Annotated in this window: 21 protein-coding genes; 7 read left to right on the top strand and 14 right to left on the bottom strand. The window is 40.2% G+C overall.

What is annotated here, in order from left to right:
* Nucleotides 1-119: 119 nt before the first annotated feature.
* The 4 genes from katG to IAG46_RS09490 all read left to right on the top strand — a co-directional run bounded on the left by katG (nt 120) and on the right by IAG46_RS09490 (nt 4381).
* Entirely contained in the window at nt 120-2363 is a 2244-nt protein-coding gene (gene katG / locus IAG46_RS09505) for a catalase/peroxidase HPI (protein WP_190810122.1), read from the top strand.
* A gap of 81 nt (nt 2364-2444) precedes the next feature.
* Nucleotides 2445-2930 carry an ankyrin repeat domain-containing protein gene (locus tag IAG46_RS09500; protein WP_190810121.1) on the top strand — a complete coding sequence of 162 codons (486 nt, stop codon included), beginning with the start codon at nt 2445-2447 and terminating at the stop codon, nt 2928-2930.
* Nucleotides 2930-3553, top strand: a complete 624-nt coding sequence (locus IAG46_RS09495; protein WP_190810120.1) for an NUDIX hydrolase N-terminal domain-containing protein — start codon at nt 2930-2932, stop codon at nt 3551-3553. The genes IAG46_RS09500 and IAG46_RS09495 overlap by 1 nt, the downstream gene beginning before the upstream one ends.
* A 54-nt stretch (nt 3554-3607) precedes the next feature.
* Entirely contained in the window at nt 3608-4381 is a 774-nt protein-coding gene (locus tag IAG46_RS09490; RefSeq protein WP_190810847.1) for a nitrilase family protein, read from the top strand.
* Here IAG46_RS09490 and IAG46_RS09485 read toward each other — a convergent pair.
* Both IAG46_RS09485 and IAG46_RS09480 read right to left on the bottom strand, forming a co-directional pair.
* Complete coding sequence (locus IAG46_RS09485; RefSeq protein WP_190810119.1) at nt 4368-5987, bottom strand: Ig-like domain-containing protein; 1620 nt, start codon at nt 5985-5987, stop codon at nt 4368-4370. The two genes, IAG46_RS09490 and IAG46_RS09485, sit on opposite strands and share 14 nt — an antisense overlap.
* 65 nt (nt 5988-6052) lie before the next feature.
* A complete protein-coding gene (locus IAG46_RS09480; RefSeq protein ID WP_223826641.1) occupies nt 6053-6748 on the bottom strand; it encodes a ComF family protein in 696 nt (231 codons plus the stop codon).
* A 46-nt stretch (nt 6749-6794) separates the two neighbouring features.
* Between IAG46_RS09480 and IAG46_RS09475 the strand changes: the two genes are divergently transcribed.
* Both IAG46_RS09475 and IAG46_RS09470 read left to right on the top strand, forming a co-directional pair.
* Nucleotides 6795-7691, top strand: coding sequence for a hypothetical protein (locus IAG46_RS09475; protein WP_190810117.1), 897 nt, complete (start codon nt 6795-6797; stop codon nt 7689-7691).
* Nucleotides 7692-7727: 36 nt separating this feature from the next.
* Nucleotides 7728-9269, top strand: a complete 1542-nt coding sequence (locus tag IAG46_RS09470) for a glycine--tRNA ligase (RefSeq protein ID WP_190810116.1) — start codon at nt 7728-7730, stop codon at nt 9267-9269.
* A 10-nt stretch (nt 9270-9279) separates the two neighbouring features.
* Here the strand turns inward: IAG46_RS09470 and IAG46_RS09465 are convergent, their stop codons facing one another.
* The 5 genes from IAG46_RS09465 to IAG46_RS09445 form a co-directional block, all read right to left on the bottom strand.
* Nucleotides 9280-10947 carry a formate--tetrahydrofolate ligase gene (locus IAG46_RS09465; protein WP_190810115.1) on the bottom strand — a complete coding sequence of 556 codons (1668 nt, stop codon included), beginning with the start codon at nt 10945-10947 and terminating at the stop codon, nt 9280-9282.
* Between the two features lie 87 nt (nt 10948-11034).
* Nucleotides 11035-11547, bottom strand: a complete 513-nt coding sequence (locus IAG46_RS09460; protein ID WP_190810114.1) for a PaaI family thioesterase — start codon at nt 11545-11547, stop codon at nt 11035-11037.
* 6 nt (nt 11548-11553) lie between these two features.
* Nucleotides 11554-12153, bottom strand: coding sequence for a DUF1287 domain-containing protein (locus IAG46_RS09455; protein ID WP_190810113.1), 600 nt, complete (start codon nt 12151-12153; stop codon nt 11554-11556).
* A gap of 60 nt (nt 12154-12213) precedes the next feature.
* Complete coding sequence (locus IAG46_RS09450) at nt 12214-12642, bottom strand: DUF1801 domain-containing protein (protein ID WP_190810112.1); 429 nt, start codon at nt 12640-12642, stop codon at nt 12214-12216.
* Nucleotides 12643-12645: 3 nt separating this feature from the next.
* Entirely contained in the window at nt 12646-13080 is a 435-nt protein-coding gene (locus tag IAG46_RS09445) for a GNAT family N-acetyltransferase (protein WP_190810111.1), read from the bottom strand.
* Between the two features lie 75 nt (nt 13081-13155).
* Here IAG46_RS09445 and IAG46_RS09440 point away from each other — a divergent pair, with 75 nt between their 5' ends.
* Nucleotides 13156-13347 carry a hypothetical protein gene (locus tag IAG46_RS09440; protein ID WP_190810110.1) on the top strand — a complete coding sequence of 64 codons (192 nt, stop codon included), beginning with the start codon at nt 13156-13158 and terminating at the stop codon, nt 13345-13347.
* Between the two features lie 51 nt (nt 13348-13398).
* On the opposite strand, the gene IAG46_RS09435 is transcribed toward IAG46_RS09440, so the two are convergent.
* The 7 genes from IAG46_RS09435 to IAG46_RS09405 all read right to left on the bottom strand — a co-directional run bounded on the left by IAG46_RS09435 (nt 13399) and on the right by IAG46_RS09405 (nt 20367).
* On the bottom strand, nt 13399-14451 hold the full coding sequence (locus IAG46_RS09435) for a reverse transcriptase family protein (protein ID WP_190810109.1): 1053 nt from the start codon (nt 14449-14451) through the stop codon (nt 13399-13401).
* 225 nt (nt 14452-14676) lie between these two features.
* Nucleotides 14677-14892 carry a hypothetical protein gene (locus IAG46_RS09430; RefSeq protein ID WP_190810108.1) on the bottom strand — a complete coding sequence of 72 codons (216 nt, stop codon included), beginning with the start codon at nt 14890-14892 and terminating at the stop codon, nt 14677-14679.
* Nucleotides 14893-15026: 134 nt separating this feature from the next.
* The gene (locus IAG46_RS09425; protein ID WP_190810107.1) at nt 15027-15866 is read right to left on the bottom strand and encodes a hypothetical protein; all 840 of its coding nucleotides are present in this window, start codon (nt 15864-15866) and stop codon (nt 15027-15029) included.
* A gap of 113 nt (nt 15867-15979) precedes the next feature.
* Nucleotides 15980-16588 carry a hypothetical protein gene (locus IAG46_RS09420; RefSeq protein ID WP_190810106.1) on the bottom strand — a complete coding sequence of 203 codons (609 nt, stop codon included), beginning with the start codon at nt 16586-16588 and terminating at the stop codon, nt 15980-15982.
* 131 nt (nt 16589-16719) lie between these two features.
* On the bottom strand, nt 16720-18357 hold the full coding sequence (locus IAG46_RS09415) for a sulfatase-like hydrolase/transferase (protein WP_190810105.1): 1638 nt from the start codon (nt 18355-18357) through the stop codon (nt 16720-16722).
* Between the two features lie 113 nt (nt 18358-18470).
* Nucleotides 18471-19394 carry a cupin domain-containing protein gene (locus tag IAG46_RS09410; RefSeq protein WP_190810104.1) on the bottom strand — a complete coding sequence of 308 codons (924 nt, stop codon included), beginning with the start codon at nt 19392-19394 and terminating at the stop codon, nt 18471-18473.
* 124 nt (nt 19395-19518) lie between these two features.
* Complete coding sequence (locus IAG46_RS09405; protein ID WP_190810103.1) at nt 19519-20367, bottom strand: LytTR family DNA-binding domain-containing protein; 849 nt, start codon at nt 20365-20367, stop codon at nt 19519-19521.
* Nucleotides 20368-20428 lie beyond the last annotated feature (61 nt).

Here is a 20428-nt window from a genome sequence, read left to right as displayed (position 1 = left end):
CAAACAAACATAGATTATAGTTATGTTTTTATAATGTTTTCATATGAATTATCTATTATTTAGGGTGAAGTTTGTCTAATTTTATAGAGGCAGAAAAAATTATAAAACACTATACGATCATGAGTAAAAAATCTACAACTTCGGCAGGAGCCGAAGGAAAAAATTCAAATGGCGAAAGCAAGTGCCCATTTATGGCAGGAGCACTTAAGCATGGTGCCGGAGGTGGCACATCTAACCGCGATTGGTGGCCAAACCAATTAAGACTGAATATTCTTCGTCAACATTCTTCACTGTCCAATCCTATGGATGCCGATTTTGATTACGCGAAAGAATTCAAAACCCTTGATTTGGACGCAATTAAAAAAGATCTCTATAATTTAATGACGGATTCCCAAGATTGGTGGCCTGCCGATTATGGACATTACGGACCATTTTTCATTCGTATGGCATGGCACAGCGCCGGTACGTATCGTATTGCAGATGGAAGAGGGGGAGCTGGTTCGGGAACGCAAAGATTTGCGCCATTGAATAGCTGGCCAGATAATGCCAATCTTGATAAGGCTCGTTTGTTGCTATGGCCTATCAAGCAGAAATACGGAAAGAAAATTTCATGGGCAGATTTGATGATTCTTGCAGGTAACTGCGCATTGGAATCCATGGGCTTTAAAACCTTCGGTTTTGCAGGAGGACGCGAAGATGTTTGGGAACCAGAGGAAGATGTGTATTGGGGAGCTGAAACAGAATGGCTTGGTGACAAGCGTTATGAAGGTGATCGCGAGTTGGAAAATCCATTGGGAGCTGTACAAATGGGATTGATTTATGTGAATCCCGAAGGACCTAATGGAAACCCTGACCCTATAGCTGCTGCTCATGATATTCGTGAGACTTTTGGCAGAATGGCTATGGACGATGAGGAAACCGTTGCGTTGATCGCAGGCGGACATACTTTTGGAAAGACCCATGGTGCAGCAGATCCTGATAAATATGTAGAGCGAGAACCTGCAGCAGCCGGAATCGAAGAACAAAGCCAAGGATGGAAGAATAACTATGGAACGGGAAATGCTGGTGATACGATTACCAGTGGCCTAGAAGGTGCTTGGACCACTACACCCACCAAATGGAGCAACAACTTTTTCTGGAATTTGTTCGGGTACGAATGGGAATTGACCAAAAGTCCTGCAGGAGCCCAACAATGGATTCCAACACATGGTGCTGGAGCCAATAGTGTGCCCGATGCCCATGATTCTTCTAAAAGACATACACCTATAATGTTGACAACGGACCTTTCCCTTCGGGAGGATCCAGCTTATGAAAAAATCTCAAGACGTTTTCATGAAAACCCGGATGATTTTGCAGATGCCTTTGCAAGGGCTTGGTTTAAACTCACCCATCGTGATATGGGTCCAATTTCAAGATATTTAGGTTCCGAAGTACCCTCGGAGGAATTGATTTGGCAAGACCCAATTCCAGCCGTTGACCATGAGTTGATCAGCGAGGAGGATATAACTGCTTTAAAACAGAATATTTTGGCTTCTGGACTTTCTGTTTCAGAGTTGGTAGGTACTGCCTGGGCTTCAGCTTCTACATTTAGAGGTTCGGATAAAAGAGGCGGTGCCAATGGTGCACGCATCAGGCTTGCGCCACAAAAAGATTGGGAAGTGAACAATCCGGAGCAACTTTCAAAAGTATTGGACACCTTGGAAAGAATCCAAAATGAGTTCAACAGTAACCAATCCGGCAAAAAGAAGGTTTCCATAGCAGATTTAATTGTGCTTGGAGGAAATGTGGGAATTGAACAGGCTGCCACAAATGCTGGTCAAAATGTTACAGTTCCTTTCGCACCGGGAAGAGGAGATGCTTCACAAGAGCAAACAGATGTAGGGTCCATGGCGGTATTAGAACCCAAAGCTGATGGATTTAGAAATTATATGAAGTCAAAATATACGGTATCCGCTGAGGAAATGTTGATTGACAGAGCTCAGTTATTGACCTTGTCGGCTCCAGAAATGACCGTCCTTTTAGGTGGACTTCGTGTACTGGATATCAACCATGACCAATCACAGCATGGTGTTTTCACGGAACGAGCTGGATCACTGACCAACGATTTCTTTGTAAATCTATTAAACCTAAGCACCAAGTGGGAAGCAACATCTGATGAAGAAAATGTGTTTGCTGGTCGTGATCGGGCTTCAGGCGAGGTTAAGTGGGCCGGTAGTCGTGTCGATTTAATATTTGGATCAAACACCGAACTTAGGGCAATTGCAGAAGTTTATGGAAGTGCTGATTCCAATGATCGTTTTCTGAACGATTTTGTTGCTGCATGGACCAAAGTGATGAACCTAGATCGTTTTGATTTGGTATAAAAGAGAAAAAGAAAATTAATTTAAAGAACTGTCACTTCCTTCAAAAGTTGTGGCAGTTTTTTTATAACTTTCCGTAAGATTATGAGCAATACAGAAGACTTCTTCAATGCAATCAGAAATGGCAATCTTGATACCACCTCTAAATTACTGGAATCGGACACCACTTTATTGGAAACCAAGGACGAACGAGGTTCAACACCTCTGATTTTGGCCACCTATTACAATCATGAAAACATAACAGCACTGTTGCTGGAAAAAGGTGCGAATATTGATGCCAAGGATGGGTCCGGAAATACTGCATTGATGGGTGTATGCTTCAAAGGATTTTTAGGGATAGCAGAACTTTTAATCAAAGCCGGAGCCAATGTTAACCACATAAACGCCATGGGTGCTACCTGCCTAATTTATGCCGCTACTTTTAATAGAATAGAAATAGCACGATTATTACTGGAACATAAAGCAGATGTTTCAATTAAGGATGCTCGAGGCAGTACGGCCTTAGACCATGCCAAAATACAGGGAACAAAACCTTTGATACAACTATTGCAGGAAAACCAAAAACTTTAATGGACTCTAAAGAACAGCTCAACCTGATCAAACGCATAAAAGCAATTTCCGAAATAGGATTGGTATACGCCCAGGACCCTTATGATCGAGAGCGGTACGAAGAACTTCAGCAGATAAGTCTAAACCTCATGTCCAATATTGGCGATACTGCCATTGAAGTGTTGCAAGAATTTTTTATGCCGCAAGATGATTACCCAACACCAAAAGTGGACGTACGGGGATTTGTATTGAACGAAAAAGATGAAATTCTAATGGCGAAGGAAAGTATAGACGGCAAATGGACAATTCCAGGCGGTTGGGCGGATATCGGAAGTACCCCTTCAGAAATAGCCATTAAAGAAATAGAAGAGGAAACAGGGTTAAAAGTTGAGGTGGTAAAACTACTTGCCGTTTATGACAAACAAGTACATCCGCATCCGCCAGAGCCCTATTACATTTACAAGCTGAATTTTTTCTGTAAGATTGTTGGAGGTGAACTGAAACCAGGATTTGATATGTTGGGAGCTGAGTTTTTTGCTTTGGATAGTCTACCCGAGCTTTCCGAAGAACGTATTTTGGAAAGTCAGTTGAAGCATTTGTTTCAATTGGCAAAATCCTCCGCGCCAGAAGTGTATTTTGATTAGCAATAGATAAAATTGTCATGCTGAGCCTGTCGAAGCATGTTTTTACTACAAGCGATGAACCAAAAATTAAAACTAGCCTTAATACAATCCCATCTAATTTGGGAAGATCCCGAAGCCAATAGAAAACTGTTTGATGGGAAGATCGGGGCAATTTCTGAAGATGTGGATATAATAGTACTCCCAGAAATGTTTTCTACAGGATTTACTATGAATCCTGAACATATAAATGCTGACGAAGGAAGAAAGACTCTGACCTGGATGCGAAATTTGGCACAACAAAAGCATACGGCATTGATCGGCAGTATCATTTTTTATGAAGATGGTAAAAACCACAACCGATTGTTTTTTGTTGACCCTGATGGAAAGGTTGAGCATTACGACAAGAAACACTCCTTCACCTTAGCTGGGGAGGATAAGGTTTTTAAAGCTGGGAAATCAAAGCTGATTTTGGAGTACAAGGAGTTTAAACTTTTTCCATTGATCTGTTATGATCTTCGTTTTCCTGTTTGGGCACGAAACATAGAAAATTATGATGCCTTGATCTATGTGGCCAATTGGCCAAAAGCCCGTATTCAAGCTTGGGATACACTTTTAAAAGCCCGGGCTATTGAAAATATGGCATACTGTGTAGGGGTTAACCGAATAGGCTCTGATGGAATGGGATATGAATACTCAGGGCATTCTGCTGCATATGATGTTTTAGGAGATCAATTGGCCTATTCTGAGGACGAAGAAATACTCTATGTTACCTTGAATAAGGAACACATTGCATCAAATAGAGAAAAATTAAGGTTTTTAGAAGATCGAGATCACTTTACTCTGAAATGACAAAAGTCTGTTCCAGTTCCCAGTTGGCGCGCACATCAATGACATCGGGATAATAACTCACCTTTTCGGGTTGAACCTTTGTCAAGTAACTTCCCGTATCCCACTTGCCGTTTCCATTCTCGTCAAAGATTACCCGAATTATATAATCACTTGGCTCAAGATTGTTAAATTCAAACTGTCTGGGTTGGTCGGCAAAAAGTTCACGTTTAGTATCACCGGCCTTATCGGTCAGTTGTACAATAAGGGGGTATCGGACAGCGCCACCAATATTCAATCTTAGGTTGCCAAAATCTGCATAACCTTGAGTAGAAAACCGGTAATTGAGTGAGTCATTTTGAATTCCAAAAAAGTCAGTAACTGCACCTGGCAATAGCTCAAAGGAGTAGCTCTGGTTGGGTTCAACGGCAAAATCAAAATCGATTTTATTCTCCAAAGTATCCAATTCAATAGAAAAAGGAGAACTTATGGAATCACTAATAAACAGGGCAATTTTAGAAGAATCCATTTCAGCGATTGGAGTATTTGCCAAAATGCTGAAAGTATCCTCAAAACCCAAAGCTCTTCCCACATTTGTTCTTAATTTCAAAGAGTCTAGCGGAAGCTTTCTGGTTTTTACGGTGAAAGTATCTATGGCTTCAAGCTTTTTGTTTGCCACCGTAAAAATTATGGAATCGATATCTGTGGGCGTCAACCAATAATCCAAGGTGTCCTTTTCCCTATCCTTTAAAATCATAGTTTTTACAGAATCGGGAAGTGGGGTTAAAGCCGATATTTCAATATCCTTATGATTTCCCTGATACCCAAAGATTATCCGATTTTTGGAAACATAACTTGGTACAGAAACACTGTAGTCAGGCAACTCCTGAAAAAGAGTTAAGAGGTAAATGGAATCTGTGGGAATGGTAATCGTGTCCTGCAAAAAACCAATCTTATCTTGCCGTTGATCAAACATGTTGTTTTTGTTGATGTCCTTTACGGCGGCCAAGGCATATTCTCCGGCCTTTAAATTTTTTAGTTCAAAAAAGGGAACACTATCCAATGTATTGGTGATATAATTGGGGGGATTTTTATAAATGGTAGAGTCGGTATAGGCCGTGTCCAATTCATAGAGCATTACACTTATAAATTGATCCGCCTTTCGATTAAACGCATCCTTGACAGCACCCGATAAAGTCAAAGAATCAATATAATCTCCAGTGGAGAAAACATAACTTAAAAAACTATTTGGATTTCCCTCATTGTTGTCGGTGATGCTCTGCCCAAAATTAAAAGTGTACGTGGTGTTCTCTTTTAAAGTATCCTTTATTACTACCTGAATGTACTTACTGGCTCCACCTTGCGGGGTGACTTCGGGGGGATATTTCAATGGAGGGGAAACAATCAGTTGATTTTGAACGTCTTTGAGTTTAATGAATTCATCAAAATACAATCGAATTTCTTTCGCCTTAAAATTAATGGAAAAATTATCGGGCTCCGTTCTAAGAAGTACAGGTGGAGTTACGTCTTTTGGTCCACCCGTGGGTGTACCTCTTTTGGCACATTGCCAAAGCGCCAAACCCATTAGAAAAAGGAAGGACAGACTCAACAGTTTTTTTAAGTACCGCATTGAAAAACAAGTGTTGGGCAAAGAAACAACTAATTTAAAAATTGAAACCAAGGATTTATAGAATTTTAACCCTTGGGTACTACCGCCATACTCAGTACTGAAACGGACACATTACCAAGTGTATGTAGTTTTTTTGCACAGGCCTCAATGGTTGCTCCTGTCGTAATAACATCATCTACCAGTAAAATATGTTGAAAGCTTTTTTTGGCGATAGGGTTTACCTCAAAGACCTCTTGGGCATTTTCCCATCGCAAAAGCCTGCCTTTTTTGGTTTGTGTCTTAGTGTTATTGACTTTTATTAAAATATCATCTCTGTACTGCGCCTGTATGGCATTCGAAATACTTTTTGCAAACAAGGTCACTTGGTTATAACCTCGCTTCTTTTGTTTCTTGGGATGAAGTGGAACCGGAACTACAATATCGACTGATTTAAGGTTTTCCTCGTCCTCCAAATAAGCACCACACCATTCCCCTAAAAAGCTTCCGACCGTCTCTTGGTTTTTGTATTTTAGGTAATGTAATAGCTGTTTTACAGCACCTTGTTTTGAAAAAAACAGGAAAGAAACCGCCTTTTTTATAGGAATCCTCCCATAAAATATGCGGTCTACGGGGTTTTCATCGGAGAAGTTATAATCGGTGAGTGGCATTTCATGTCGACAAACGGCACACAATACGTTTTCTCCTCTGGATAATTGCGCATTACATCCAAAACATACCCTTGGCAATAGGATGTTGTTAATCTCGTTTAGTATCTTAGCCAACTTATCGATCAAGTCTTATACGCGTTACAGAAGCCTAATTGACCCCATGGATGCCCAAGATAACAATTTCAACTACAAGATTATCTTCGCAGCGCTTGTCGCGGTAATCGTAGGCATTCTAATAGCTTTTTACTACAGTTATGCGCAGTCCCAAAACCAAATGACCTTTTTGGAACAAGAAAAATCACTTTTGGTTAAGGATTTGACATTGATGAAGGCCGAAGTAGATCGTTTGTCCGGTTTAAATGAAGTCAATGAAATTGAGTTACAGACATCCCGTTTCAGAGTTCAAGAATTGTTGGATTCTGTAGGCAGGTTGAATTTCAGTTTAACCAAACTGAAAGAGACTCGAAAAGAGCTCCGTATGTTGGAAATCGGGTTCGATAGTCTAAAACTCAAGAACAACTTTCTCCGCTATAACAATAGTTTGTTGGCCAATCGATATGAGGAAACCCGAAAACAATTGGAAGATGCGAGAGGCAGGGCAAGTTCAATGGAACAAGCTGAATCTTTACTGCGAGAAACCAATAAAGAATTGGCAAGAGAATTGCGCATCAAAAGTTACCTAAAACTTCAAGATGCCGAGGGCAGTGGTTTTAGACTACGGGCAGGTAGGCCCCTGAAAACCAATAAAGCATCTACCATAGAAAAACTGAGGGGCTGCGTAACTATTTTGGCAAATCCCGGTGAAGAAGGAGATGTTAAAGTCTTATACCTTCAATTTTTGGACCCCAATATGGCGGTTATTGAGGATAATGCCAGTACTATTTCCGTTAGTGGGAATACCTATAGCAAAAAAGTAGAGATTATTTACACCGGTAAAGAGATTAGTGTATGTGATGCTATCACAGTGCCCGAAGGCTCCTTGGCGGAAGGAATTTACACGCTGAATGTATTTGAGGACGAGAGATTATTGGCTTCCACCGAATTTCAGTTGAAATAGCACTTTTCTTTTAGGGCAAAATTCTATTTTTGCCCAATGGCAAATCAAGAAGACATTTTTAAGAAGGTTATCTCCCATGCAAAGGAGTATGGATACGTATTCCAATCCAGTGAGATTTATGACGGACTCAGTGCGGTATATGATTATGCGCAGAATGGAGCTGAGCTAAAGAAAAATATTCGGGAATATTGGTGGCAAGCCATGGTGCAGCTCAATGATAATATTGTTGGGATTGACGCTGCTATTTTTATGCACCCCACCACTTGGAAAGCGTCCGGTCACGTAGATGCCTTCAATGACCCATTGATTGATAACAAAGATTCCAAAAAAAGATATCGTGCTGATGTTTTGGTTGAGGACCATGTTGCGAAAATTGAGGCCAAAATAGAGAAGGAAGTCAAGAAAGCCGCTAAACGCTTTGGCGATAGTTTTGACAAGGAACAATTCTTGGCCACCAACCAACGTGTATTGGATTACCAAGCCAAAGGCGATGGAATCCTAAAACGTTTGGGCAAATCATTGGAAAACGAAGATTTGGCAGATGTAAAGGCATTGATTGAAGAATTGGAAATTGCATGTCCACTTTCGGGATCCAAAAACTGGACCGATGTGAAGCAGTTCAATCTGATGTTCGGAACCAAGTTGGGAGCTTCCGCAGATTCTGCTATGGACCTCTACCTTCGTCCAGAGACAGCACAGGGAATATTCGTCAACTTTTTAAATGTTCAGAAAACAGGACGTATGAAAATCCCGTTTGGAATTGCCCAAACTGGAAAAGCCTTCCGTAACGAGATCGTTGCTCGTCAGTTCATCTTCCGGATGCGTGAATTTGAACAGATGGAAATGCAATATTTCATCAAGCCCGGCACCCAGCAAGAATGGTATGAGAAATGGAAAGAAAAAAGAATGAAATGGCATCTTTCTTTGGGAATGGGAGAAGATAATTATCGTTTTCATGATCATGAAAAATTGGCTCATTACGCCGATGCCGCTGCGGATATCGAATTCAAGTTTCCATTTGGGTTTAAGGAACTGGAAGGAATCCATTCCCGTACCGATTTCGATTTAAGTCAACACGAAGAATTTTCAGGTAAAAAATTACAATATTTCGACCCCGAGGAAAATAAGAGCTACGTACCTTATGTACTTGAAACTTCCATTGGGTTGGATCGTATGTTTTTGGCTGTTTTTTCAAACTCCTTGAAAGAAGAGGAATTGGAAAATGGTACTACACGGACAGTGTTGAAATTGCCGGCGGTACTGGCACCGACCAAAGCGGCAGTTTTACCATTGCTAAAACGAGATGGACTGCCTGAAGTGGCCCACAAGCTTATTGATGATTTGAAATGGGATTTTAACGTAATATATGATGAGAAGGATGCCGTGGGTCGCCGTTACCGACGTCAAGATGCTGCCGGCACACCTTTCTGTATTACTGTTGACCATCAAACTTTGGAAGATGATACCGTTACCATTCGTCATCGTGATACGATGGAACAGCAACGTGTAAAACTGGATGAGGTCAAAGAAATCATCTCCAAAGAGGTGGATATGCGCTATTGGTTACAGCGTATCTAAATCATAGAGTTTAGAACAGACCCGTAATCTCACCATCATCATTTACATCTATCCCTTCGGATGAAGGTTGGGCTGGCAAGCCGGGCATACGCATTATATCTCCGGTAATGGGAACTAAAAATCCCGCTCCAACCGCAATTTCGATTTCCCGAACGGTGATGATAAAATCCTTAGGCCGTCCTAACAGTTTAGGATTGTCCGAAAGGGACTTTTGAGTTTTAGCAATACAAACGGGTAGATGGTCCAAGCCTAAATTCGTTATTTTTCTAAGATGCGCTTTAGCCTTGGAAGTATAGTCCACATATTCAGCTCCATAAATTTCGGTAGCAATGGTTGCAATTTTATCCATGACACTCGATTCCCATTTGTACAAGGGTGTAAAATCTGAAGCGTCAGATTCCACAATATCAATGACATGTTGCGCCAACTCCTCTGCACCTTCTCCGCCTTTGGCCCAAACTTCTGCCAAGGCCACACGAACACCTTTGGATGCTGCCAATTCTTTTATGGCGGCAATTTCCTCATCCGTATCGGTTACAAATCTATTGATGGAAATAACAGGAACAACATTGAACTTGGCTATATTCTCCAGATGCTTCTCTAGATTGGGCAATCCTTTTTTAAGTGCCTCTACATTAGGTTCGGTCAACGATTTCAAATCGGCTCCTCCATGATATTTTAATGCTCGAATAGTTGCGGTGAGCACAACAGCCTTTGGCTTTAATCCTGCACTCTGACATTTGATATCGAAGAACTTTTCGGCCCCTAGATCAAATCCGAAACCTGCTTCCGTAACAGTGTAATCCGAATATGTCATCCCAATTCGCGTTGCAATCACAGAGTTCGTTCCTTGGGCGATATTCGCAAATGGACCACCGTGAATAATTGCCGGATTCCCTTCCATCGTCTGCACTAGGTTAGGTTTGATAGCATCTTTCAGCAAAGCCGTCATGGCGCCTTCGGCATTTAAGTCTCGCGCATAAATCGGCTCTTTGTCAAAAGTATAACCGATAAAAATGTTCCCTAAGCGTTTTTTGAGGTCGCTCAGGTTTTCGGCCAAACATAAAATGGCCATTATTTCGGATGCGGCCGTAATATCAAAACCCGTTTCTCTGGGTATACCTGATGTGGTTCCGCCCAAACCTACAATAACATGGCGAAGTGAACGGTCGTTCATATCCATCACCCTTTTCCAGCCAATGGTCCTGGGGTCCAACCGTAAAGACCTTGTTTTGCTTTGTATATTATTGTCAATAACTGCTGAAAGTAGATTATGCGCTTTTTCTATGGCGGCAAAATCCCCGGTAAAATGAAGGTTGATATCCTCCATCGGAAGTACCTGTGAATATCCACCTCCTGTGGCCCCGCCTTTGATGCCAAAAACAGGTCCCAAAGAAGGTTCTCGCAGCACTACCGTTGTTTTTTTGCCCAAGCGGTTCAATCCTTCGGTCAACCCAATGGACATGGTAGTCTTGCCCTCCCCTGCAGGGGTCGGGGAAATGGCCGACACCAAAATAAGGTTACTTTGTTCTGCTTTGGACTTATCAATGGCGTTCAAAGGTAATTTAGCTTTATGCTTGCCATACATTTCTATGGAATCTGGATCAATTCCAAATTTTTCTGCAATGTTAGAAATAGGTTGTAGGGTAACGCCTTTGGCAATTTCCAAATCGGTCATAGGTTGTTGTTTTGAATTAGTCGGAATGGAACAAAATGGTTCCGTGTTAGCTTGTACAATATACTACAATCGGAACAGTTTTCAAGGTCATTTTCTGGCCCTTTTTTGTTTGAAATACCCCTTGTCCGCAATGTAAATGGTCTTCTTGACTTGGCAGAAGACTTTGCTTTTGTCTTTGTTGGTGAGGTCAGTGGTTTTTATGATCTCCAATTCGTTTTGTCGGATCACTTGAGCTTTAATTTCCTCAAGCTCATTCAAAGTATATTGGAATTCGGCATAGAGAGTTTCCTTTGCGGGACGCTTAAAGAAAATCTCTGCGGATTTATCCCAAACCACATAATCAGGACCCAATAGATTGATGAGTTGCACCATGGGTATGGGATCAGTGGCCGAAAACATACTACCTCCAAAAATGGTGTTCACATAGTTTCGGTTTTTGTAGGTAATGGGAAGTTTCATTTTCATCGTCAACAAGTCCTCTGAAATAAAAGTGATCCTACCCGTGCTACGTCGATACATGGGAGACAGATTGAAGCCATATTTTAGAAGGACATTCTTGTTTAAGAACTTGGTGCCGAAATCCATTAAGGTTTGGTACATGGTCTGTTAATTTGAGGGTTCTGGCAAAAAGGCATAATGCCCAATAATCTTAAAATCAAAAAGGATGTCTTCCATCACCTGCCCACGGCCAATATTATGGACAATCAGATGTCGTTTTCCATCACGTGATTTTTTATCCACCACAATCCCGATATGGGTGATAGCTCCGCCCAAGTTCCAGCAGACCACATCTCCAGGAAGGTAATCTTTCGCATTATCGGTAATGGGCTTTTCAGCGCCTTGACGTTTAAAATAGGTCATCAAATTGGGAACACGGCGATGGTCTATATTGGTATCGGTTCGGGAAAGACCCCAAATGTTTGGATAGGCTCTAAAGTTGGCCTTCATATCTTCATGCACCTCTTTTTGAAGGTCCACCCCCATTTTTCGGTAGGCACGGATGACCACATCGGTACAAACACCTTTGCCTTTCGGCACATCTCCGTTGGGATAGGGAATGGAAAAATAACTGCCGTCGTAGGTCACTTGTTGTTGGGTGAGCTCAAGAGCCGCATCCACCAATTCCGAAGAAGTAACGGTGATTTGAGACCACAACATTTGGCACATCAAAAAAAACAAAACAAATATGGGATGGCACTTCCGCATTGGACTAAGATAAGAAGCAGAATAGAAAATCAAACCCTTTTAACGAAGGCTTATGAACGGTTATAACCCCAAACTAGGCAAATGTTTTACCTTATGGTATTGCAAAGTGGTACGAATGCAGTTTTTGAGTTCCTCCACAGGGAGTTTATCCTCCAACTGAAACACGATGGCCCGATTGCCCTCATAGCTGAATGTATTACCGTAGACCATTTTAAAGGTGGATACCAACATACTGGAACATTGAAAATAGAGCGCATATTGGTGGGGCGATTTGGCTTTCCAGTCCATACGAAGGGTGCTCCCTTTGTTAGTCAGGTAACTAGGTTCGCTCCATTTTAGGGTTTCCTCGAGTTTAGTGATTTCGGGAGTTTCTTGGGCAACCTCGAGGACCAATTGTCGTAGGGTTTCCATTTTTTTACGGACCGTATCGGGGTAGTTTTTAAAAACCGTAGCAACTGCTGGGTTTGATTGTAGTTGTAATGTTCCCATGAGTTAGCTTTCATTGAATCTTAAACGGTACATACCACTCTCCGCTTTTACAAACCCCAGTTTTGTGTATAAACGGATGGCACTTTGCCTATGGTTGCCTGTAAAGAGCAATACCTCGGTTAGGCCTTTTTGTTCAGCTATGGTAAGCAGTTGCTCCATAAGTTTGCGGCCAAGGCCCTTGCCCCGGGAGTTGACATCTACCACCACATCTTCTACCAAACCTTTACTGCCCGAAAGTACACTGTAAGCAACCATGGAGGCCATCCCTATGATTTGGCTGCCCTCATGGCAATATACCAAGCTCAACTGGTCTTGTTTTTCCATGATCTTGGCAAAGGGGTTGAGTTGTAGATCAGGGTTAAGTTGCTTAAAAAGGCTAACCATTTGGTTTTCCATATCAGTAGTTAAGTCTTCTGGGGTTAGGAGTTTGATGGTCATTCTTCCGTTTTTCTATTTTAAAAATACTACTAATTAGTGGTTACATAGTTCTGTTTTGCGGTTTACCTTGCACCCATGTTGACACCTTCCCAAATTGAAAACCTAAACGAATGGATCAAGGAGGCCTATGGCTCTCCTGAAGAATTAATTAAACAATTGGACAACATAGTTTTTATGCTCCACTTTTTGGAAGAAGAAGTTTTTACCCGAAGGGAGGTTCAAAGTGCTGTAGAATTGTTAAAGGGATTGGGAGAGGTTTTGGGATAAAAGATTTCTGTATATATCTTTCATTTTTCCATTTTGTTACCTTACCCACAATTACTTATATACACTGTTATGGGTACGTGATTTATCAATTTCAATTAGCATGGTTAAATAGTTTTTGGCTTTACTATTATCTGGCTCAATTGTTAATACATAATTCAACTTTCCGATTAAAGATTCCAAATAATTTGGGTTTCGGATTTTCAGTTTAGTTCTATGGGAATTTAAACCAAATATTTCTATATAGTATAGAGTTTGGAATAATTTTCTCTTGTAGCTTTTTGGCGCCTTAACTATTTCTCCATTTACTGCTACACCAGTAATAATTCTTTTTCCTTTGCTTTTATGTAATTGTGTTTTTGAGTTATTTATCTCAAAACTCTCTGTTGTGACAATTTCTGTAACATAATCAATGAAACGAGCAGGAATGTTGCCTCCGGAGAATGCTAGATCATCTGCATATCTTGTATATCTAATTTCAAATTTTTGAGATAAAGCGAATAGTCTATTATCTAGACTTTTTGCTATAATGTTGCTAATAGATGGACTTGTTGGGGCTCCTTGAGGTAAGCAATCCATTTTGCAGCAAATAGAAGCAAGATAAAATGACACTTCTGTTGAGTAACCTAATTTACAGAACATCGCTATAACTCGACCTTTTTTTATTGAAGGAAAAAAGTCTTTCAAATCTATTTTGAGCAAATGCTCCTGATTTGTGTGCTTCCTAGCATTAGTTACTATTGACTTTTTTTTTGCGAATCCGTGAGCATAGGGGCTAATTTTTACCTTTGACAATATGTTTTTATGAATCCATTTCTGACATTCAAGAAGTGCTGGATATGGAACTGATATTATCCTGAAACCACCTTTCCGTTTTCTTAATTTAAAATCGCGATAATGCAATTCTGTACTAAAAACAACAGAATTCAAATAAACCTCATTTCTTCCTAATAAAAGTGAAAGGTGCTCAGATTCAAAAATTATAGGTAAATTATTTGTCAATAACCCATCTATATATACCAAATAAGAATCTAGAAGGTTTTTTTCAAGACCTCGATTCGAAAAATAATCTTCCCATTTATTATATATAATTTTATGATTGGTCATATTTTAAAAAAGGTGATGGCAAACTTCTTTCTTCATCTTTAGCATTCCACTTATATTAATATTTAAGTGGAGACGCTACACTTAAATATTAATTAAGTGCGTGAATCTCATCTTTGATGAGTGAACCGGAATAAAATAAACAATCTCTGATTTTAATTTTATTCCCAATGGCTAAATCTAGCCTTAGTTCACGAAGGCGACTACACCTTCTAAATGCAAGTTCTTTTAGCCATCACCTTTGATTTTTAAATTTAAAATTTCTTTTGATATTTTACTTAAATTTGGAATGTAAGGTGCATTTACACCTATTTTATTCCCTAAAAATTCTTTTGGTATTCTATCATATTTGTGATTGTCATAAATAAACCTATTCTCTTCTACAAATGCTTTTCCCTTTTCTGTAATAAATAGTTTGTCATCTTTATTGACAATGAATTCCATTTTTTGAAATCTAGTTGAGGACTTGAACACCGTTGGAGGTGTATATTTATACCTTTGATAAAAAATATAAGGCCCCAAACCATCAGCTGACTTATATAGGTCCACTAGTATTTTGATATCTGTTTTAGTCACCTTCATAAACCTAATCCTTCCTCATTTCTTATTAATAGAGAATTTCTAAGAGTTTCTTTTACATCATATGGCCACCAAAAAAAAGGAAATAACGAATTTGGTGCATTTCCATATGATGAATACAATGCTTCAGCCTTACCAAAACCAAATGAATAGTCAGTTAATTTCTTTTTGTTTATTACGGGTAATAATTGATTTTCTAGTTCAAGCATTTGTTTAATTGCTTCTTCTTTCTCAGGGCTATCATATTTATCGCTTATCCCTTTTTTCAAAGGGATTAAACACCTAAAATCATTAAATCTAGTTTTAACATTATTTATTCCATCTTCCATTCCTGAAAGAAATATTGCATTTATAACATATTCCTCATTGGCTTTTTTCTCTAAATAGTCTAATCGCCCATCAACAGATTGACCAGTTCCTATAAATTCATCGATTAAAATTAAATTTGTTAATCCTTCTTTATTTAATTTTCTAACTGCTCGATGAAATTCGGTTGTAATTTTAACATTATTCCAACCTTTCTTAGTTAGAATAGGTTTTAGAAATTGCAAAATCCATTGACTACTATCGGGGTTTGAATCCATAACCATTCCAACAATTTGCGTGTTATCTATATCAAATCCAGATTCGTTAATGATATAATCTGCGATATCCTCTAAATATCTCATAAAAAGCTTATAGTCAACATACCTGAAATCTTCCAGCAATTCAAAGAGTAACTTTTTTTGACTTTTGTATTTACAGCTTGAAATTAAGCTAATCATTTGCTCTTCTTTCTCAGCTAGCCAAGCTTGTCTTGGTAAAAGTTCAAAGTAATTTTTAAAATCCTCTTTTGTCATGCGATGTAGTTATTCAGCATTATCCACAACGAAATCAGCCATTGATTAATACTTTTATTTCGGTGTGGAACAAAACCACAATGAATTATAGCCAATGTTGGGCTTAGTTATTTTTATTTTTTACTCAAATTTTCAATAACTCCAAGCACCTTTTCCTGATCAGTACCGACTCGTTGGTAAGTAATGCCTTCTTCATGCCTATAATTATAAAGCTTGTCAATTTTGTAATTTGCTGATTGACTTAAATTTGAGTAAGTCCCATTGATATAGAGATAGAGGCTAATTATATTTTCGTCAAATGGGATTAAACCTCTGTAGGCTTTAGTTAATATTTCCGAATTTTTAGGTATCAATTCCGTTGGGTGTAACTTCGTCGAACCATTTTTATATTCGGCGAGAATAAAGCAGTCCAATTCGAAATTTGTCGACCCAGCATTTAGACTTTCTAAACAAAGCCAAAAATAAGGTCCAGAGGTTGTGTCCTTGATTTCAATTCCATTCTTGCTATTTATACTTAATGTTGGTTCTTTATGAATTGATGCAGAACTTTTTAGGATCTCTTTTTTTGAGTCACTAATCTTTTCAAGAATTATTTTCTGATTTTCCACAGCGGATTTACTTCTACCTTTTTGAATATAATAATTACCCAATGCCCCAAATAGGGCCATAAGTATGACTCCTATGCATATTAAAATAATTCCAGTCGACATTTCTTTGTTCATTTTTATAATTAAGCCCAACTTGTCTATATAGATGTAAAATACATCGACATATCTCCAAATATAGCGTATAAACGCCATAAACTGTAAGGGGTATCTGTAATGTTTTAAATAAGATAAGTTGGTTTCTTTGGCTAAAAAGATACTTGAAACTGTATAACTTCACTAGGTTTAAACCCAATTCTATGGGCTTCAATTTCCAGTTGGGTGCCATTCTGCACTTTAAAAGGTGCTGTATAAATTTTCCATGGTGTGGCTGGGTCATCACCCATAATCCGGTAGCCAATGGAGGCGCCTTCAGTCTTACATTCCATCGTAATCTCGTTATCCACTTGGATCAGCACAGGTTTAGCGGTCACGGGTTGTTCATTGGCTCCTTGCCATAGTTGGTCTATAAGTTCGCGTTCAGGCAAGTTGGGTTGGTCGCCAATTTCAGCCAGCCAACGGTCCATTTCGGAGCTTAACTCTTGGAGTTTTTGGGCGTATTCCGGGTTTTGGACAAGGTTGTTGATTTCGTGGGGGTCGTTTACACAATCGTACAGTTCTTCTTTGGGCTTGCTTTCGCTAAACCAAAGCATTTGTGTTTCGTTCAGCTGCCCATTATCGCGCATGCGCAAGAGTTCTTGCATGGTGGGTATGCGCTCCCGGTACGTATTGGCCAAATAGTTGCCCTGCTCCGGCCTATAGTTTCTAACATATTTAAAACGTTGATCTCGCACCGCCCGGATGGCATCGGTAACACCATCAAACCGGTCCGCCGCCCCATGGATGTACTGTCTGGGTTGTTGGTCACCCATAAAGGTTTGGCCTTGAAGGTGCTCGGGAGGGGTCTGTCCTGTCAAAGTGAGCATGGTAGGGGCAAAATCTATAAAACTGATGAGCTGATCGTTGCTAGTTCCGGCATGTGATTTATCTGGAAAACGTATGATCATGGGCACATTCAGTCCAGAATCATACACCAATCTTTTTTGGCGCGGCAATGGCCCACCATGATCGGCATAGAAAAAGATGATGGTGCTTTCCAAAAGTCCGTCGGCCTCCAATTGCTCCAAGATTTCCCCAACCTGCCGGTCCATTAGAGCGATATTGTTGTACATTTTCCAAAGGTCATGACGCACCACTTCGGTATCTGGCAAATAAGGCGGAATGGGAAATGGCGTATCCTTGGGGATGACTTCTTCCCTTTCATAAGGTTCAAAAAGCCCCGATTCATGTGTTACCCCAATATTAAAAATGGAAAAGAAGGGTTGCTCAGGGTTTCGGTTTCTCCAATGGCCGTTTTTGGCATTTTGGTCCCAAGCGGTTACGGGAGCCTTAAATTGATAATCGTTTTTGGCATTGTTGGTGCAAAAGTAGCCTTCGCTTCGCAGTAGTTCACTGAACATTTTTACCTGTGGCGGAGGAATGGCTTCGTATGGGGGCAATCCGGTAACCTCGGTATAGGAATGGGTACGCATATGGCTGGCCCCAATACTGGTTGGGTACATGCCCGTAGCAATGGCGGCCCTACTCGGAGCACAAACCCCGGAAGGAGAAAAAACATGGGTATACCGGATGCCTTCGGATGCCAATTTGCTCAGGTTGGGCGTGAATACGGTTGAATCTCCAAAGGAGGGAATGTACGGCCCCATATCCTCGACCACCAACCATAAGATATTGGGCTGCTCAAATGCTGAAGTGGATTCAACTTCCTTGTCTTTGGATTTGGTCTGGCATGCCAATACCAAGATCAAAATACATAAGGCCGAAGTGCTTTTTAATCGTGGTATCATAATCGGATGTTGGTTGGGTATTCAAATATAGCTTATAAACCCAATCAATGTTAAGGTGCTTTAATCAACAAAGCCCCGATTCGGGGCTTTGCTAAACATCAATCATCGGAACACTAACGTTCCAAACTTTTGTCATAATCCCCATAAAATTTATGTTGGTCCTCCAACAAATCCATATAGGATTTACCGAAAACATAATCGCTATTATCTCCAAACAGCACCAAAATACCTTCTAGAGGTTCGTCATACGGGTTATAGATCACATGCTTTACGTAAGGCCCGATAAAAATGCTCATCCCTGGTTCTAATTCCACCACGCCTTCGCCCAGCTCGGCACGGCCTTTACCTTTGGTAATAATAAAGAGATTGGGCACCTGGCCTTTGTCCAGACCTCGTTCTGTGTTTGCTGCCTGCTCAGGTCCAATACTGAACCAACCTATGCGCTTGTCCTTCATGGTGTAGAGACCCACATGATCAACGCCATGGGTTGGAAGCGAGGCATCGCGGGTAAAATAAGTAATCTCCACAGCGTCTTTTTTCCAAAAATGTTCCATGACCTCATAGGCAAGCGCATCTTCTTGAATACCACTCTTGTACCCTTTCATATCGCGGATGTTCAGTCCTACCACATCCGACCCAAAAGATTTTGCCGAAGCTGTCGATGCCGTCCACTTTTTGGAGTAAATGTTGTTCAGCACCTCTTTGTTCGCAAAATGAAAGTACCAAGTTGGCTTGTTGGGCTTTCCTTTGTGCAAGCTCACTGTATGTGGACCAAAATTATGGAAGGTGTACTGTTTCTTTTTCCCGACGGCATAGCCTTCTTGCTTTCTTTGGGAGCGCACATGCCACCAATCTTCACCCACTTTTATGCCAAAGGTCACGGTATGGGCCATATGATCCTTTTTGTAACTGTCCACAAAACTTTGGAGCATTTTCTCTGTGGTTTCTGTCTGGGCTTGTATGGCTGAAAGACTACATAGCATACAAAGGCTTAATAGCCCAATAGTTCTTCTGTTTAATCGAAATCTTGTTTTCATTTTGATTGATTTTTTAGGTTAATAATTTGTATTGTTCATACAGAAGAGTGTTGGAAAAGGCCCTTTGTTACTGCGGTGGTAAGGTATTGTGGTGAAATTTCCCTATTTGTGGTGAAATCGCATATCAGCCAAAATTCTTAAGGCTACGCAGATTTTTTAGCACAGCACTTTTGAAGGATTTTGAAATGGGTACGGTAGCATTTGAGGGGTCAAGATGGAGGGTCAAATCTTGGTTTCCGCCTTTTATGGATTTAACGTGCAACAAGTTTACCATATAGGATCGGTGACACCTAACAATGGCCATGTTGTTGATTGAGGAAACCAAATTCCCCAAAGGGGAACGCATTAAAAATTTCTTCAATTGTTGTTGCTCCAGGTAAACGAGTTCCACATAATTATCCTGTGCCTTTCCATACAGAAAACTGGAAGCTGAAAGGGTGATCTGATCTTTGCTTCCCATGCCTTTGAATAGAATCAACTGTCCGGAATCTACGTATTCCTCTTTGGTGGTAAGGATATGCTCCATTTGATTTTGCAAAGACCGAAACTTAAAAAAGAAAAATGTGCCGACCATGGGAAAAAGCAATACCGCCGAAACATCACGTAAAAACCCAAAATAACTTGTTAGGAAAAAGTCATGCCAATTGCCCAAGTAGTTATAGGTAAAGAAAATGATGGTCGATAAAAGAACTAGTGTCCAAACACTCCATAAAATCACTTTTTTTAGCGTAGCTTTTTTGAAGAACAGGGGACGAAGTAGAAATTCATTCAACAGCAAAAACAAGGACAAGGGAATTAAAAAGTAAATGAATTCCAGTAGGAAGCTGAGGGTATATTCATGGTTTGGATTGTAATTATCCACTCCAAATGGCAGAAAAAAAACAATAAAACAATAGAAAAACACAGCTATGGCCATGCTCAGGCTGAGCTTATATTTTTTGGTGTCGTAAAACGAGAGGTCATTTTTGTCCATTAGGCGGGTAAACCAATTTTCCCAGGATTAAATATAATGGATCGGGTAAATAAATTGAAAA

The sequence above is a fragment of the Flagellimonas sp. S3867 genome (genome assembly GCF_014698935.1).
Lineage (GTDB): Bacteria > Bacteroidota > Bacteroidia > Flavobacteriales > Flavobacteriaceae > Flagellimonas.
This window is presented reverse-complemented; position numbering and strand designations above follow the sequence as displayed.